This is a genomic window from Pseudomonas antarctica (genome assembly GCF_001647715.1).
Classification (GTDB): domain Bacteria; phylum Pseudomonadota; class Gammaproteobacteria; order Pseudomonadales; family Pseudomonadaceae; genus Aquipseudomonas; species Aquipseudomonas antarctica_A.
In genome coordinates this window covers 4,140,156-4,156,407 of sequence record NZ_CP015600.1, presented here as the reverse complement: position 1 = coordinate 4,156,407, position 16,252 = coordinate 4,140,156, and the positions used below count along the sequence as shown (strand labels likewise).

Below are 16,252 nucleotides of genomic sequence, written 5' to 3'. Positions count from 1 at the left end.
ATAAATTCGCCTACTTCGAAGGATTTTTTCCATGCAGACAGAACAAGTTCAGGTCGTGAGCGACGGCATAAAAATTGATGCTGCCTATTTCTGGGATGACCACGCACTGCGCGCCGATGCGCCGCTGGTCATCGTCTGCTCGGGCTTCACTGGCCTGAAAAACATTCATCCGGAGCGTTTCGCGCGAGCCCTGACGCCGTATGGTTATTTCTGCTTTGGGTTCGATTATCGCGGCTTTGCCGACAGTGGTGGTACCCGGGAGAAAGTGCTGATCGAAGAACAGGTTCGTGATATTGCCAACGTGGTCGCGGTGGTTGCCGAACGCGCCCGCACTGAAGGGCGCAAGCTGGTCCTGGCTGGCTGGGGCATGGGTGGGGGCCTGGTTCTGGATGCCTATCGCCAGGCCGAGGGTTTGATCGACGGTCTGATCGCGATGAATGGTTTCTTCGACGCCGTACGGGTACAAAAAGCCCTGCGCGGCGGCGAAGGCTGGAAAGCATTCCGTGACTTCATGAACGCCGAGCGCCTGCGGCTGGCCAAGGGTGGCGACGCTAAAGGCATCGACCCGTTCGCTATTTATCCACTGGATGAAAAGTCCCGTGTCTATGTCGACACTGTATTACGCAAGAACCCGGACTATGGGGTGACTTCGGATTTTGAATTTGCTGATTCACTGATTGCTTTCACCCCTGAAGCGCATATCGACGAACGTTTTGCCGGCACACCGTTGCTGATCGCTCACGGTGCCGAGAACAATCTGCACCCAGTCGAAGAGGCACGCTCGCTGTTTGCGCGCTACCCAGGTCCGAAGTCCCTGTTCCTGCTACCTGATGCCGGTCACACCGAATGGATGTTGGATGAAGATCCTAAGTTCCAGGTGTTTTCCGCTCGCATTGCCCAGTGGTTGGACGAGCATTTCGCCTGAGTCGGGAATAGGCCCGGGGCTCAAGCTTCGGGCCGTATTTTTACCTGCAACCGTGGCCGAACGAGAGGCGAGTGATGAAAGCCCCACCTGACGAACCCAGCACGTGCGCGCCTGCCGATCCGACACCGCGCCCTCCAACGTTTACCTTGCCCGCCGGGGCCGTGGACTGCCATGCGCACGTCTTTCTTGACCCGCGCGCTTTCCCTTTTCATCAGCCGCGCAGCTACACCCCACCACCCGCCTTGCTGGAAGCCTATTGCGCCATGCATCGCACTCTCGGCATTGCCCGTGGCGTATTGGTGCAGCCGAGTGTCTACGGTGATGACAACAGCGCCCAGGCAAACGCACTGGTGTCCTTGCGCGGAAAAGGGCTTGATTACAGGGGCGTTGCCGTAGTGAGGGGGAATGTGACGGATGTCGAACTCGACCGGTTGGGGCGCATTGGGTTCTGCGGTGTGCGCCTGAACTTGCTGTTCGAGGGGGGGATCGCCTGGGCCGATGTCGTGCATCTGGCGTCGCGCCTGGCCGAGCGCAACTGGCATCTGCAATGCTTGATCGACATCTCTACATTTCCTCGGCTTACCCATCGCTTGGGTAACCTGGCGGTTCCGGTAGTGATCGATCACATGGGCCATTTTAATGCCGAGAAGGGCGCCGCTCATCCGAGCTTCCAAAACCTCCTGCGTCTGCTCGACACGGGTCGGGCCTGGGTCAAGTTGTCCGGTGCCTATCGCCTTACCCGTCAGAATCATCCGCCGTACTCCGATGTTCAGCCGTTGGCCGAAGCGCTGGTGCAAGCCAACCCGCAGCGCTTGGTTTGGGGGTCGGACTGGCCACACCCCCATATTCGGGGGGCGATGCCAAACGATGGCCACTTGCTTGATCTGCTGGCTGGCTGGGCACCGGACCAGGCCACACGCCAGGCGATTCTAGTGAGCAACCCCGAGGCTTTGTATGGCTTCGCGCCTGTTGGGCAAAAAAACGGTCATTGTCGATAACTGCCCGGCTGCATCGCAGCAGTGGTGTTAAGCAAGGGTTGTGTCAGTGACTTGGGCTTAAGGGGTATGCAAACGTTGAATACAGCGTTTTGGATGATCAATAGTTCTGATAACTATAAGAGGCCTACATAACTTGAAAAACCGCCGGGTAAATCGAGCCCTGACTTGATAATGCGCTGCGCCGGAGCTACCAGCCGCAGAAGGCCGACGGTGGCAAGGACGGTGGGCCGGTAAAGTTTGGCTGGAACATCCGGCAGAACATCAAAGCCTGAGTCCCAGCCAACCCCTTACTCCTCCAGCTGCAACGCCTGCTGCTTGAGCTTGCGCTTCTGCTCAAACGGCAACTTTTCATTATCCCCATACGGCGCGCTGTACCAGTTGCCATAACTCGGATTCGGCAGCAAAAACCAGCGTTGCCCCAGCCAGCTCACATAGGGCTCCACCGCCTTGCGTTGGGCGGCGAGGGTGTTGTGTTCGGCTTGCACGAAATCCCCCAGCGAGTCACCTGCCATCAGCAATACACGGGCATGGCTGGCGACCCACTGGCGGCGGCAAGTCTTGCCGTAACCGGCGCTTTCGCAATGACCGGTGGGTGTGCTGGCGGCCAGGACTTGTTCGTCGCTGCTTACTGGAAAGCCGCGCAGGCGCAGGTTGGCGACGGTGGCTGCGACCTGGCTGTGTTCGCGATTAGTGAGGTAGTAAACCTTGATGCCTTTTTGCTGGGCGGCTTGCAGGAACGCCACCGCTCCCGGCAATGCCTGGGCACTGGCCTGGTCGACCCAGGTGTTCCATCGGTCGTAGGAATACACTTGGTTATGGATGATGTCACGTGCATTGAGCGGCACGTTGTCCAGCAGCGTTTCGTCGATATCGACCACCACGGCCGCAGGTAGCCCGTTCAAATTGCGTGGCGGGAAGGGCAGGGCATCCCAGGTTGGGTCGGCCAGGGCCACATCGAGCTGGCGGGTGGCGTTGGCAAACAGTTGACGGTAGATCAGCTCGTGCTCAATGGAGGTTTGGGTCCAGAGCACGGCGTCGAGTTGGTCGTTGGCCGGTGGGGTCTGCTGGCAGCCCGACAGGGCAGTGGTCAGCAGGCAGACACTGGCGAATAACAGCTTACGCATGGGCAAGTCTCGAAGAGGAAGGCGCATTGGCAGCACCTTAGCCTAATCGCCCCCACAATCAAGGCGCGCATACCAGCGCCTGACGCTCATAGTTCAGCGCTTTGTTCTGCGGCGGCAGCGCATAGGTTGCGTTGCATTGTTGCTCGCCCCACTTGATGATCAACGTGCCCTGATCCTGTTCCACCAACGCCAGCGCATTCCCATTCGGATCAGCAATCGCCAGTTGCTTGCCATTGGCGTCCTCCAGCGAAGCCCCAAACGACAGCGGCTTATGCTGTGCATCAAACAACTCAAACAGCACCCGCCGTCCAGTGCTGCCACTGTAATGCGCCACCACGACGGCGCCGCGGCGCGGTACCAGTTGCTGGGTGGCGTTGGTAATTTCCACATCGCCGCCCAGGTCGCGGGTGTCCAGGCTGATCCAGTTCACCCGGTAAGGTTGGGCCGTTGGGATCACTGCATAGCCGTTGTAGCCGGTTTCGACGCCGCTGTAGCTGCTGATCTTCGCCCCGGCGATGCCCGGCACCTCGGCCAGAGCGAAGGTCTCACTGACGGTTTGTCCCAGGTTGACGCCGCCCGCATGGGCCACCACGGAACCGGCAAGGTTGAGGTTCTGCGAGTTGTAGCCCTGGCCCTGGCTGTAGCCAACGCTGACATCCGCCACTGAGGTGCGGCTGTTGATATTCACCGAACCGGAATCACCGCTGGTGTCGCTATGGCCCGCCTGCACCGAATAGAACGTGTCGCTGGCATCGGCGACGTAGCCGTTGATACCCGCTTGCGTCGTGGTGTCGCCATGCTGATGGCTGGTGGTGACAAACGCCCGGGGGGCGCGGGCCTGGCTGCCCAGCGGGAACGAGATGGACAGGTTCACCTGCGTGTCACTGCTGGGCTCGCCCCAGGTGACGATTTGCTTGGTGCGCGTCACGCCAACGTTGTAGCTCAGGTCGCCCCAGTTGCCGGTGTAGCCGGCGGATAGACTCTGCGACCCGCCGCGGTTCCAGTAACGCTGGTCGCTGGCATTCACATACAGGCTGCCGAGCGCATTGTTGCGCCCCAGGCTCTGGTTGATGGTCAGGTCGGTGCGGGTTTTCGAATGCCCGGTGCGCACGCGCACGTCTTCGCTCCTGTCTTCCACATGGTCGGTGAGCGTGCGGTAGCCCTCGGTGGAGTAGCGGTAGGCGGCCAGGGTGAAGTTGGTGTCCGTGCCGGCAAAGGTCTTGGCGTACAAGGCACGCACGCTGCTGCCCTGGGTGGTTTGCCCTCGCGCCTTGCTGGACGAATGGGTGGTATCCAGGGAGAAGGCGCCGAACGAGGTGTTCTTGCCGGCGCCGATCGACAGGGCGCTGTAGTCGTCACTGGCTTGCAGTCCGACAATGCCGCTGAGGTTGCTGGTCAAGCCGTACGCCAGGGTGCTGCTGATAAATTGCGGGCTCGCCAGGCCATCGGCGTTGCTTTTGAAGGTGCCCGCCGAGACGCTGTATTTGACCTGGCCTTCACGGACCATGATCGGCAGGCTGGAAAATGCCTGCATCGTCACGCGACGGCTGCCGTCGGCTTCGATGACGGTGATTTGCAGGTCGCCGTTAGAGCCGCTGGGGTAGATGTCGTTGATCTCGAACGGGCCGGGCGCAACGTTGGCGGTGTAGAGGATGTAGTCGTTCTGGCGGATCTCTACGGTGGCATTGGTCTGCGCCACACCACGAATTACCGGCGCGTAGCCGCGTTCGCTGTCGGCCCGCATGCCGTCATCGGAGGCGAGTTTCAGGCCGCGATAACGCACGCTGTCGAACAAGTCGGTGTCGGAGAAGATCTCACCGGCGCTGAACTGGCCCTTGATCGCGGTCACGTCATGCTGCAAGTAGGTGCGGTTGCTGGTGAAGGTGTTCGAGCGCCCGGTGCCGTTACTCATGTTCGATTCGTTGCGCAAGCGCCAGGCACCCAGGTTGATGCCGTTGCGCAGGCCGAGGTTATTGGCGATGCGGGTTTTATAGTCACCGGCCGTGCGGCTGCTGTTGAGCTGGTAGTTGATGAACGCAGCGGGTACGCCGTCGTCCCACAACTGCGGGTCAACATAACCGCGCAGGCCGCGCTGCATGGCCACTTGCGGAATGCTTGCGAGCAGGCGCAGGCGGCTGCTGTCGTAGCGCACACTGGCGTCTTCAATCATCTCGGCGAGGGCGTAGCATTCCTGTGGCTGCTGCGGGTCGAGTTTGCCTTCGGCCTGCAAACGGGTCATGTCGATACCCAACTGCTTGAGCAGGTCGAGGGTGAGACAGGCCTCGACGCGACCGTTTTTCGGGTTGCGCTTGAAATCGATATCGCGCCGGCCCACCAGTACCTCGTTGCTGTACAGATCCACCCGGTAATTACCCGGCAGTACGCTGTTGGCCGAGAGCAATTGCTGCAAGTCGACCGGCGACTGCGAGCCTTGCAGGAAGGTGGTGTTGAAGGTTTCCGCAGCCTCATCGGCCATGACCCACACGGGCAGGCTGGCGGCGATCGCAAGCGACAGCGTCTTCAACTTCAGTGCGCCCCGTGCGGGCCTGTTGCTGGAAAGAAAAGACATGCGAAGACCTGTGACATCCCTGATTGGCGAACAGCCGGGCACGCAAACACGCACGCGAAGTGAGCCTGTGGGTTAGAGAAAAGGCTTAGGGTTTGAGGCGCGCTTCAGTAGCGTGCGAAGCGACGCCTGACAAAGCGGCGGTGTAGTGGTTCTGCGCGCCGTAGTCATTGATGCTGGAAAACGACAACTGCACTGGGCCGCTGGCGATTGGCGCGCTGAGCGGGAACTGTTTTTCCTCGCCGGGCGCAATCATGGTGGAGTCGCTGGCCAGTTGCGCCTGCACTTTGATGTCGGCCATGGACACGTGGTACAGCGTCGGGTTTTTCACCTGCAACAGCGTTTGGCTGCCGTGTTTGGCCAGCGTCCATTCAAGCTGTGCAGGCGCTTGCAGCGCGCTGCCGGTGAGGCCGGCAGGGCGGTAAAAAATCTTGATGCGTTGGCGGATGGCCAACTGCAAGGTGTTCTCGGTTTCGCTGGCCTTGGGGATTTCCTGCACGTTAAGCCACACCACCGACTCACGGTTCGTGGGCATGCCGGTGCCTTCGTACAGAATGCGCAGCAGTTGTTGTTCCTTGGCGAATACCCGCGCCAGTGGCGGGGTGACGGCAAATGGTGCACGGCTGCCGCTGGAATCGTTCATGTCGACCCAGGATTGAATCAACACATCCTGGTTACCGTTGCGCACGGTGATGTTGGCTTCCTTGTGGTCGCCATCGAATACGATACGGGTGGCATTCAGTGAAATGCTGGCGGCGGCCTGGGTAGCCATAAGCATGCCCAGCAGCCCCAGGCATGCGGCGATAGAACGAGGCAGCATGAGGGTTATCCGGTGTAGTCAAAGAAGAATGGCGAGGCCGTATGGCCTCGCACGTTCGGTGCTCGGGGCGCCGAGTTATTCGTATTGCAGGATGAACGGCAGGGTCGCGTCACCGCGACCGGCGGTGGATGCATTGGCTGCAGCGGTAGTGACGTAGGCGGCTGCGAAGCTCAGGGTGGCGTCGCCGCCTGCGGTGCCGGCGCCGTGCATGGTGCTTTCAATGCGCGCGGTGCTTGGCGAGCTGAGGTCGATCAGGCCGCCATTGCTGTCGAGCAGGGCGATACCCACGTTTTGCGCGGTAGCCGAACCTGGGTTCAGGGCCAGAACTTTTTTGCCGGTGACCAGGCCCGAACCGCCGTTGTTGGCGTCAAAGATCATCGCGACTTTGGTGCCCTGGTTGCAGTTGACGTTCAGGTTGAAGTCTTTGGCAGTGACGCGACCGGCAGTTGGGTTTTCCGCGGTGCCCATGTCTTTGATCGACACGTTGCCCATGTCCACCGAAATGGTGCGGTCGGAGTTGGCGCCGTCGACCGAGCACGCGTCGTTGTTGATCACGCCGGTGAAGGTGATTTTACCGCTGCCGCCCAGGGTTGGCGTCGGTGCAGGATCATCGGCAAAGGCACTGCCGGAAGCGGCGATAATGGCCGAGGCGATAACAGCCAGGGAAAACTTCTTCATGATGATGTCCGTTAGTGTTAGTTGGAAAATGCGGTTGTTGAACTGCGAGGAAAGAGTAAGCGGCGAGGCGGCGGGAGCGAATAAGACGATTCTTATAAGCGCGGAGGCGGGTAGGTTAGTTGCGCTTTTGAAGGGGCGGGAGGCCAGCAAATAAAGGGCGAAGCCATTGTCCAGGAATGGCTTGCAAGTGAGTGGTTAGTTGAAAATGTTACGCGCCAGGCAATAGGCAAGAAGGTCCTGGTCGCTGCTCACTTCAAGTTTGCGCATGGCCGATATTTTTTGCGCACTGATGGTCTTGGAACTTCGGTTCTGACTGCGCGCAATATCACTCACGCTCATGCCGGAAATAAATAAGCGCAGGATCTCGAACTCTTTGGGCGACAAGCTGGTGAAGCGCTCGTCGATGGCCGTCAGGGTCTCGATCACTGAGGTCTTGGGCGGTTCCAGGCTGCGATAGGCGCTCTGCTGCGCAATCGCCTTGAGCGCCAATTGAATCTCGGTGTGCAACTGGCTTTTCTGGATGATGCCGACCACACCCAGCTCCTGCAGGCGAGTGAGGATCAGGTGGTTGGAAATCATCGTCAGGATCAGGATCTGTACCTGCGGGAAATGCCGTTTGAGGTATTCCACCAGCTTCAGGCCATCGCCGTATGGCGAGTCGCCCGGCATGTTGTAATCGGTGATCACAATGTCGGCGCCCTGGCGCTGCAACAGCTCGATCAGGCCGGCCGAACACACGGCCTCGCCGACGACTTGAAAGCGCGTGTCGCGCTCCACCAGTTCGCGAACGCCAAGCAACACGATCGGGTGATCGTCCGCGATTACTACGTTGAATTTTTTCATAAAGGGCCGTCCGTAGTGCCAGTTCAAGTAAGTGAAGAGTGCCCGGGCTGGAGAGTCTCCAGAACGGCCGACAGACGCTGCATCACAGCCTTCACCTTGAGCTCAAGCGTAGTGTCGAGGCTGCCGCGGTTAAGCGCGCTTTCCAATTCGATGCAGGCCTGGGCCAGGCTCAGCGCCTGCACTGCGCCCAGGGCGCCCGCGGTCGAATGCAGCAATTGGCCGAGGCCGTGGGCATCACGCTGCGCCAGCGCCACGCCGATGCGCTGCAAGTCATGCTGCACGCTGCTGATGAACAGCGGGCGCATCTTGTCCGACAGCTGCACGCTGTCGTCGAATACCGCCGCGACGGGCTCGATCGGCGGCTTGACCTTGCACAGCTTGACCAACTGGCCGCGCAGGGTTTGCAGGCTCAAGGGTTTGACGATCCAGGCGTTCATACCCACTGCCAGGCAACGCACGCCTTCCTCGCGCATCGCATTGGCGGTCACGCCGATAATCGGCAATTGCGGGTCATGCTCGCGCAAGGTCCTGGCCAGTTCATAGCCATTCATCAGCGGCATATTCACGTCGGTCAGCACCAGGTCGAAGGCCTGCGGTTGCCACAGTTGCAGCGCCTGTTCGCCATTGGCGGCCAGGCTCACCGAGCAACCGAGCGCTTCCAGCTGTTCCTTGATGATTGCCTGGTTGACCGGGTTGTCCTCGGCCACCAGGATGCGCAGCCCCAACTGCCCGGCGCTTTGGGGGCGTGCTGCCGCAGGTTGCTCATGCTTGCCGTGCTGCGCCAGTGATACGGTGGCGGCGATGCTGCGTATGTCGTGCAGATCCACCACCCAGCCTTGCGCCGTGTGCAGCGGCGGGCTGTGCGCGCCCGGCAGGCAGAGCACACGTTGACCGGCCCATGGTTTGGCGGACTCGTTGGGCAACAGGTCCACCAGCACCGCCTGGCGGCTGTCCTTTTCATGACTGGTCGCTGCCAGAGCGGCCGCAATGCCCAGGCGGTTCAGCCAGTCACTCATCGACTGCGCCAATTCGCGCACCGGTGCCTGCACATACACCGGCGTCGGGCTCGGGTCGATCTGCGGCAGGTTGGTCAGCGTGCCGCAACACCGTGGCAGGCGCATTTTCAGGGTAAAGCTGCTGCCCAGGCCTGGCTCGCTGACCACGCGGATTTCGCCGTCCATCATTTGCGCCAGCCACCGGCAAATCGGCAGGCCCAGCCCGGCGCCGCCTTCGCTCGCGGTGTCCGGTGCCTGGTAGAAAAGATCGAACAGCTTGGCTTGCTGCACCTCGGGAATGCCGACGCCGGAGTCGGTGACTTGCCATTCCAGGTCAACGTTGTCGGCATCAAACTCCATGACCCTGGCGCGGATCACCACGCGCCCGACATCCGTGAACTTGATGGCGTTGCTCACCAGGTTATTGAGGATCTGGCGGATGCGCATCGGGTCGCCCATGACGCAGTCCGGCAACTGCGGGTCGATGCAACTGTACAGTTGCAAACCCTTGCGCTGGGCGGAGGCCGCGTAGGTGTGAAGGGTGTCTTCGAGCAGGTCCAGCGGGCAGAAATCCACGGCTTCTATCGCCATTTGCCCGGACTCGATTTTCGACACATCCAGCACATCGCTGATCAGTTGAAACAGCGTGCCGGACGAACGCTGGATGGTGTGCAGGTAGGTTTTCTGGTGCACGTCCAAGTCGGTGAGGCCGAGCAATTCCAGGGTGCCGAGCACGCCATACAGGGGGGTGCGGATTTCATGGCTCATGGTCGCCAGGAACAGTGTCTTGGCCTTGTTGGCCGCATCGGCGGCGTGGCGCGCTTCTTCCAGCGCCTGGGCATCTTCGATATGTCGGGTGATGTCGTTGAACGCATACAGGCGTACGTTCTCGGCCTGATAGCGGGTCGACACAAAGCCGATTTGCAGGTGCCGGCCTTCGATTTCCAGGTGCGTCTCGCCACTTTCGGCGCTGTCGTGGGCACCGGCCATGGCTGCCACCAGGCGTGCGGTGCCCGGCCATTGTTGGGCACGCTGGTTTTCGATCAACACTTTGCCGTCGCTGCGTCGCACCACGCATAAGCCGGTGGGCGCGGTGTCGATGATCACGCGGCTGAACGCCACGCTTTCGGCAATGTGTTCGTGGGCCAGGCGCGCCGGGGTGATGACTTGGCGCCGATACCAGCGGCTGCCGGCCCAGCCCAGGCCAATCAGGCTGGCAAAGAGCAGGGCCAGGGTGCTCAGCGGCCACAACGCGGAGTGGAAGAAGTGCGAGTAGTTCAGGCCATAGACCGCGCTCCAGGGCTGGTCACCTGCTTGGGTTATCTTGAATTCGAAGCCATTCGCGGTGATGTGCATACCATCGCTGAGTGGCGCTCCGGTTTCTGGCCCGATCAACCGCGTGCCGTCGGGGGCAATCAGCGTGAAGCGATCAAACGCCGAGTGGTCGAGGGCACGCTGCACATCGTCGGCCAGGGCCAGGTCGAGCAAGGTACCGATCACCACCTGGCTCTGGCCATCGAGTGGCAGGCCGATGTACGCCAGCAAGTGTTCGGGTTCAGGACCTGCCTGCCAATACACGCGATCCTGCTCCAACGGTTGCGGCGTTTGCTCCAGGGTGTTTTGCACCGCGTTGACCACCGCCACCAGGTTGCCGGTTTCCTCGGTACTTTCCCGCCGCTGGTAACCCACGGACGGAATGGTGATGGTGTAGTTCGTCTGCCGATTGAGCAAAAAGGTCTGCGGCGCCTCGTACGGTGACGAGGACCAGAAGGCGCTGTAGTAGCTGGTCAGGTGCGCGCCCAGGGCAAAGATCTGCGGCCTGGCGGCGGCGCTGACTTGCTGCTCATCGAACTTGACGCTGAACGGCACTGAAAACGAATACTTCTGGCCTTCATAGAGCGTACGGCGGTTGTCGACCATGCGGCTTTTCAGGCTGACCTGAACGTTGGTGGCACGCAGCAGTTCGGCCTGGATCCCCGGATGCGTCAGGCTCCTGAGGTACGACTCTTGCTCCTGCAGGTTTTCCATCAGCCGCGCGAAGTGAAAACGCGTAGCGCCGTAGCGCGTTTCGATCCCCCGTTGCAGTGACCAGTAATTGGTGAGGACCAGCAGCAACGCGATCCCAATCAGCACCATCAAGCCTTTGTTCAGGCGCAATGAGCTGCGGGTAAAGGCTTCGAGGATCGCGTTGTTGTGCTTCATCAGGGGTTTCCGCAGGCGCAGGATAAATCGGCACTGGATGGAGCTTACTCCTTACTATGGAACAGATAATCCGTGGCCACCAGCTAGTGAGATGTCGCGGGGCCATCATTGTTCAGTAATTGCTGAAATTGGTCCGAAGAGACCGCATGGGAAATCAGGAAACCCTGTACCTGGTTGCAGTCGATTTTGCGCAGCAGGGCTAATTGCTGGGGTGTCTCCACGCCTTCGGCGACCACGGTCAGGCCGAGTTTGCGGCCCAGCGCGATGATGCTCGCCAATGCCTGGGCGATGCCTTCGTTGTCGTGACTGCCCTGGACCAGCGCCTGGTCGATCTTGAGCTCGGTAAACGGCGTGGACACCAGGTTCAGGTACGAGCTGTAGCCCTTGCCGAAATCATCCTGGGACAGGCCGAAGCCCTTGATGCGCAGGCGGCATGCACCGGCATAGAAATTACTGATGTCCTGCGGCACCGAGCACTCCATCAATTCGAAACAGATCATTCCCGGGATGCCATCGTGGTGCAGCACGAACTCCAGTAAACGGTCAGCCAGGTCGTGACTGTTGAGCAGGTGGGTGGGCAGGTTGATGGATACCGGGATTTCATAGCCGCGCTGGCGCCAATGCTCTTGGGCGTGGATGGCCTGTTTGAGCACTAGCCACAACAGGCGTTCCTCCAGTTCAAATGCCTTGATCGCCGGCAGGAACGCAGCAGGCAGCATCACGCCTTGCTCCGGATGCATCCAGCGCACCAGGGCTTCGGCGGCGACGATTCGGCCGTTGGCCAAGGATTTTTTCGGTTGGAACCAGGCCTGGAACTGGCCGCTGCTCATGGCCTGCACCAGCGTGTGACGGTCGATGTCCATGTGTTCGGGCAATTCGGGGGAGGGCTTGCGCACCTTGTTCCTGAGCTGTTCCACCAGGCTGCGCAAGGCATCGGCAGCGACCGGTTTGGAGATCAGCCCGATTACTTCTACGTCGAGGTTTTTCGCCACCAGGCTTGCCGCCATCAACATGCGCCGCGACGCCGCACTCATGATCGCCAGCGCCGGTTTGCAGCGCAGGCTGGCCAGGCACTGAATAAACTGCACGCCGTCCATGCCGGGCATCAGCAGGTCGGTCAGAACCAGGTCGAAATCGCGCTGGCGCAGTCGCTCCAGCGCTTCTTTGCCGTCTTCGGCGGTTTCGAGCATGAAATCCCCCAACTCACTGAGCAAGTGCTGCAGATAGATGTGCTGCAGGGGATGGTCCTCAACAATCAAAATACTAAGAGGCTTCATGAGTGTTCCGTGCATAAGGCGCCAGGGAGTTGAATAGAGCCCGCAACGCAAAGGGTTTGACCAGGCAGTGGTTCATGCCGGCGGCCAGGCACAGGTCGGCCTCGCCGCGCATGGCGTTGGCGGTGGCCCCGATAATCGGCAACGGTGAGCCCAGGCGGCGCAGTTCGCGCGCCAGTTCATAGCCGTTGATGTGGGGCATGTTCACATCTGTCAACACCACGTCGAAGTTGCCGGCGGTGTACAGCTGCAACGCTTCCTGACCATCGGCCGCCAGCTCCACGGTGCAGCCGAGTTCTTCGAGTTGGTCACGCAATATCAACTGGTTGATGATGTTGTCTTCAGCCACCAGCAGGTGCAGGTTGAGTTTATTCAGGTCGCGCTGGCGCGTTTGTTCATCGGCACGGGCCACCCACAACCCCTGCGCCTGGCTCACCGCCTGATGAATCGCACCCAGATGGTTGAGGTTGACGTGCCAGGCGCCGGCTTCGGCTTCCACGGCGGTACAGGTGTTGCTGCTCACGTGAATCACCGGCCCCGGCCACTCGGGCACCAGCAACGGGTCGACACTGCCGGGATGCACTTGCAGCAGCAGATGGTTGTCCGGCAGCGTCGGCAGGCCGGTCTGGGCCCGCGCGCCCCAGCGGCGCAACCAGCCGCTGACGGAATTCGCCAACTCCGGGATCGGCGAGGCCACGTAAATGGTCTCGGCCAGCAACGGGGTCATCGGCGTGGTGGGCGCTTCTTCCAGCGGCAGGATCAGGCTGAAACTGCTGCCCAGGCCGAGTTCGCTGACCATACGGATATTGCCGTTCATCAATTCCGTAAGGCGCTGGCAGATCGGCAGGCCCAGGCCGGTGCCGGCGACCACGTTGGTGTTGCCTTCACTCTGGTAAAACGGCTCGAAAATCATCGCCTGGTCTTCCTGGGCGATGCCTTTGCCGGTGTCCGAGACTTGCCACAGCAGGCTGGAGCGTTCGCCGTCGCGGCCAAGCACTTTGACCCGCAGCACCACGCGCCCGTAGTCGGTGAATTTCACTGCATTGTTGAGCAGGTTGTTGAGAATCTGGCGGATGCGCGTCACGTCGCCGATCAGCCGTTCCGGCAACTTCGGGTCGAAGCAGGCATACAGTTGCAGGCCCTTGCCTTGGGCGGCTGCGGCATAGCCCTGGATGATTTCGTGCACCAGGTCCAGCGGTGAAAATTCGCTCAACTCCAGTGCCAGTTGCCCGGCCTCGATCTTCGACACATCCAGCACATCGCAGATCAATTGCAGCAAGGTCGAGGACGAGCCTTCGATGGCATGCAGGTAGTCTTTCTGTTGGCTGTCGAGTTGGGTGCGCGCCAGCAGTTCCAAGGTGCCCAGTACGCCATACAGCGGCGTGCGGATTTCATGGCTCATGGTCGCCAGGAATAACGTCTTTGCGGCGTTGGCGGCATCTGCCGAATGCCGCGCTTCTTCAAGCGCCGCCTCAACTTGCTTGCGCGCGCTGATATCGCTGAACGCGCAAAACAGCACGTCCTCGCCTTTATAGCGGGTCGGCGCACTGCTCAGGTACAGGTGGCGGCCGTCGATGGTTTCAAAGTAGTCACTGCGTTCGGACGGGCCGTTGGCAAAGGCTTGTTCGATCCAGCCGGCGCGCAATGCTTCGCGCTCCGGGCCGTTGCCCAGCCACTGCTGGGCCAGGGTGTTTTCCAGCACCACCTGGCCGTCGGTGCGGCGCAGTACGCAGAGGGCGACGGGCGCGGTCTGGATCACATCACGGCCGAATGCCTCGCTTTCGATCAGCGCCTGGATGCGATGGATCGAGGGAATGATAAAACGCTGGTCGACACGGCGCATCACCAACCCGATCAGCATCAGGCTGAACAGACAGAACAACAGCGAACCGAGCAGCTGTTTCCATAAGCCGGTGACCACCGCGCGCAGGTCGATGGAGTACATCAGTTGCCACTCCGAAGACTTCAAGTGCTTGCGAATTACCAGGTGGTCGGGCAAGAGCCCGCTGCCGACGAAACCGAAGAAGCTCTCTTCGTCGGGCTTGAGGTGTTGCCGGCTCAGTGGGGTATCAGGGCTGTTGGTAAAGACCAGCATGCCTTGGGAGTTGAGCATCATGAACTCCCCGGCGCTCTGGTCGCTGAGGGTCGAGGACACCTCGCGGCTCTCCATCTCAAGGCCGAGCCAGCCGGAATTGGCATCGCGGTCGTCCAGGCGGATGAAGATGTACAGGTGCGAGTGGTGTTCGGTGTTGTCGCTCAGCCACAGCTCGTTGAGCGTGGCCGGGTCGCTGTGTTGCAGGGCCTTGAGGCGGTTGAGCATGCACTTGGAAATCGGCAATACCTGTGCGGTCGCGTCGTACAGCCGCGTCACCTGCGGGATGGGGTCGGGGCTCACATAGAGCAGGTTGAGTTGCTTGGCTTTGAGGTAGTCGCGCATGCGCGCGGTCAGCCAGATACTCCACTGGTTGCCGGGCGTATTGCCCAGCTCCAGGTGTTGTTCTTCCTGCGAGGAAGGGTAAAGCCTGGACTGCTTGCGCACCGCCGACAGGCTCAGGCTTTCAAGCAAGGCCTGGCGGTTGGTGAAAAAGGTATGGGCTTCGGCGATGGCGCTGCTCATGTAGCCGCGGCGCTGGGAAATGTCGTTGTTGAAGGTGGACAGCAGAAAGGTATAGACCCCGCTCAGGATGCCGACGAGCAACACGGTCGCAAAAATACGAAGCAGCCTTCTGGCTGCTTCGGGTCGGGAGAGGACGGGGTTGATCTGGAGCAGATAACTTTTCAATCGCATCGGCAGACTTTAAGCGCGGGCCGTTGCGCGTGGCATAAGACGATCCTTAAAAATCATCTACTTGTAATACATATCCACCACCACGGCGGCGTCGAACGCGCCGGGTTTTGGCAGGGTGCGCCATTTCAGGTCGGCGCGGAATTCATCGTGGCTCTGGCCCAGCCCCATCAGTTGCTGCAGGGTGAACCAATCGTTGAACGGCAATGGCTGCTCGCTCTCGGCGCGGGACAACGAGATGCCCACCGAATTGTTGTTATCCGGCACCAGCAAACCGTTGATCACGCTGCCGCCCCCCGATGTGCTGGCGAAGCGTGCGCTGACGGTGTAGGGCGTGTCGCAGCCCTTGCGCAGGTTCAAACTGAAGTTCGCGCTGCTGGCGACTTCACCGATCGACGCCTTGCGCGACGGTGTGGGGAATTTGACCACGTTGGGGGTGATGGTCAGTTCGGGGGTGCAAGGCACGAAGCGGATGCCGTTCATGCCGGTGACCACGTAGTTGAAGTTGCTGTTGGGCCTTGAGTTGAGCCCGCGCACGCCGTCCAGTTGGAATACGCGGTAGGAGGTCAATGTACTGGCTTGGCCACTCGGTGGCGTGGGGTCGTACTTCTCGATGAAGACACTGAAGTTGAGGGTAAAGCGCGCCTTGTCCCAACCGACGCAGTTGGAGGTGCAGCCCCGGTCGGAAAAGAACCCGGTGCCGACCTTGCCAGTGCTTTGGGTAATCGGCTGATTGTTATAGCGAATGCCAACACGAATGCCCGTGCCGATACTCACACCGGCCGGGTTGACATAGAAATACACCTCTTCGCGGCCGACGCTGTAGTCGTCCTTGCAGATCACATTGGTCGAGCGTGGGCCCGACTCCCAGATAATACTGCCGTTGGGGGCATCGGCGGCGACGGCCAGTGCGGTGCCCAGCGCTTCCTGGGTGATGATCGAGCCGGTGCCGTCCTCACGGCAAGCCAGCGCATGGCTGGTGGCGGGCAGGGCCGCGCAGACCCACAGCAGTATTGGTAAGCAGCGTTTGGTGAGTGACATA

At 60.6% G+C, this 16,252-nt stretch carries 11 protein-coding genes and 1 pseudogene; 3 read left to right on the top strand and 9 right to left on the bottom strand.

Annotated features, from left to right (window positions below):
* The first annotated feature begins 31 nt into the window (after positions 1 to 31).
* The 3 genes and pseudogenes from A7J50_RS18555 to A7J50_RS31770 all read left to right on the top strand — a co-directional run.
* Positions 32 to 925: an alpha/beta hydrolase gene (locus A7J50_RS18555; RefSeq protein WP_064453126.1), complete on the top strand. Its 894-nt coding sequence runs from the start codon at positions 32 to 34 to the stop codon at positions 923 to 925.
* A gap of 74 nt (positions 926 to 999) precedes the next feature.
* On the top strand, positions 1,000 to 1,923 hold the full coding sequence (locus tag A7J50_RS18550) for an amidohydrolase family protein (protein WP_064453125.1): 924 nt from the start codon (positions 1,000 to 1,002) through the stop codon (positions 1,921 to 1,923).
* A gap of 188 nt (positions 1,924 to 2,111) precedes the next feature.
* Positions 2,112 to 2,195: pseudogene (locus A7J50_RS31770) on the top strand (type VI secretion system tube protein Hcp); the annotation flags it as partial.
* A 15-nt stretch (positions 2,196 to 2,210) separates the two neighbouring features.
* Here the strand turns inward: A7J50_RS31770 and A7J50_RS18545 are convergent.
* The 9 genes from A7J50_RS18545 to A7J50_RS18505 all read right to left on the bottom strand — a co-directional run bounded on the left by A7J50_RS18545 (position 2,211) and on the right by A7J50_RS18505 (position 16,251).
* A complete protein-coding gene (locus A7J50_RS18545) occupies positions 2,211 to 3,047 on the bottom strand; it encodes a 5'-nucleotidase, lipoprotein e(P4) family (RefSeq protein WP_064453124.1) in 837 nt (278 codons plus the stop codon).
* Between the two features lie 58 nt (positions 3,048 to 3,105).
* On the bottom strand, positions 3,106 to 5,616 hold the full coding sequence (locus A7J50_RS18540; protein ID WP_064453123.1) for a fimbria/pilus outer membrane usher protein: 2,511 nt from the start codon (positions 5,614 to 5,616) through the stop codon (positions 3,106 to 3,108).
* Positions 5,617 to 5,701: 85 nt separating this feature from the next.
* A complete protein-coding gene (locus tag A7J50_RS18535; protein WP_064453122.1) occupies positions 5,702 to 6,433 on the bottom strand; it encodes a molecular chaperone in 732 nt (243 codons plus the stop codon).
* 75 nt (positions 6,434 to 6,508) lie between these two features.
* Complete coding sequence (locus A7J50_RS18530) at positions 6,509 to 7,111, bottom strand: fimbrial protein (protein WP_064453121.1); 603 nt, start codon at positions 7,109 to 7,111, stop codon at positions 6,509 to 6,511.
* Between the two features lie 195 nt (positions 7,112 to 7,306).
* A complete protein-coding gene (locus A7J50_RS18525; RefSeq protein ID WP_053257033.1) occupies positions 7,307 to 7,954 on the bottom strand; it encodes a response regulator in 648 nt (215 codons plus the stop codon).
* 23 nt (positions 7,955 to 7,977) lie between these two features.
* A complete protein-coding gene (locus A7J50_RS18520) occupies positions 7,978 to 11,151 on the bottom strand; it encodes a hybrid sensor histidine kinase/response regulator (RefSeq protein WP_064453120.1) in 3,174 nt (1,057 codons plus the stop codon).
* 83 nt (positions 11,152 to 11,234) lie between these two features.
* Positions 11,235 to 12,428, bottom strand: coding sequence for an EAL domain-containing protein (locus A7J50_RS18515; protein ID WP_053257031.1), 1,194 nt, complete (start codon positions 12,426 to 12,428; stop codon positions 11,235 to 11,237).
* Positions 12,415 to 15,213, bottom strand: a complete 2,799-nt coding sequence (locus A7J50_RS18510; RefSeq protein WP_064453119.1) for an ATP-binding protein — start codon at positions 15,211 to 15,213, stop codon at positions 12,415 to 12,417. Before A7J50_RS18510 ends, A7J50_RS18515 begins: the two co-directional genes overlap by 14 nt.
* 57 nt (positions 15,214 to 15,270) lie before the next feature.
* On the bottom strand, positions 15,271 to 16,251 hold the full coding sequence (locus tag A7J50_RS18505; RefSeq protein ID WP_064453118.1) for a fimbrial protein: 981 nt from the start codon (positions 16,249 to 16,251) through the stop codon (positions 15,271 to 15,273).
* Position 16,252: the final 1 nt, after the last annotated feature.

Bases quoted from the DNA above. Each gene is read 5' to 3' on its own strand.
- A7J50_RS18510 (WP_064453119.1), bottom strand. From the start codon at position 15,213: ATGCGATTGAAAAGTTATCTGCTCCAGATCAACCCCGTCCTCTCCCGA.
- A7J50_RS18535 (WP_064453122.1), bottom strand. From the start codon at position 6,433: ATGCTGCCTCGTTCTATCGCCGCATGCCTGGGGCTGCTGGGCATGCTT.
- A7J50_RS18530 (WP_064453121.1), bottom strand. From the start codon at position 7,111: ATGAAGAAGTTTTCCCTGGCTGTTATCGCCTCGGCCATTATCGCCGCT.
- A7J50_RS18505 (WP_064453118.1), bottom strand. From the start codon at position 16,251: ATGTCACTCACCAAACGCTGCTTACCAATACTGCTGTGGGTCTGCGCG.
- A7J50_RS18545 (WP_064453124.1), bottom strand. From the start codon at position 3,047: ATGCGTAAGCTGTTATTCGCCAGTGTCTGCCTGCTGACCACTGCCCTG.
- A7J50_RS18540 (WP_064453123.1), bottom strand. From the start codon at position 5,616: ATGTCTTTTCTTTCCAGCAACAGGCCCGCACGGGGCGCACTGAAGTTG.
- A7J50_RS18515 (WP_053257031.1), bottom strand. From the start codon at position 12,428: ATGAAGCCTCTTAGTATTTTGATTGTTGAGGACCATCCCCTGCAGCAC.
- A7J50_RS18520 (WP_064453120.1), bottom strand. From the start codon at position 11,151: ATGAAGCACAACAACGCGATCCTCGAAGCCTTTACCCGCAGCTCATTG.
- A7J50_RS18555 (WP_064453126.1), top strand. From the start codon at position 32: ATGCAGACAGAACAAGTTCAGGTCGTGAGCGACGGCATAAAAATTGAT.
- A7J50_RS18550 (WP_064453125.1), top strand. From the start codon at position 1,000: ATGAAAGCCCCACCTGACGAACCCAGCACGTGCGCGCCTGCCGATCCG.
- A7J50_RS18525 (WP_053257033.1), bottom strand. From the start codon at position 7,954: ATGAAAAAATTCAACGTAGTAATCGCGGACGATCACCCGATCGTGTTG.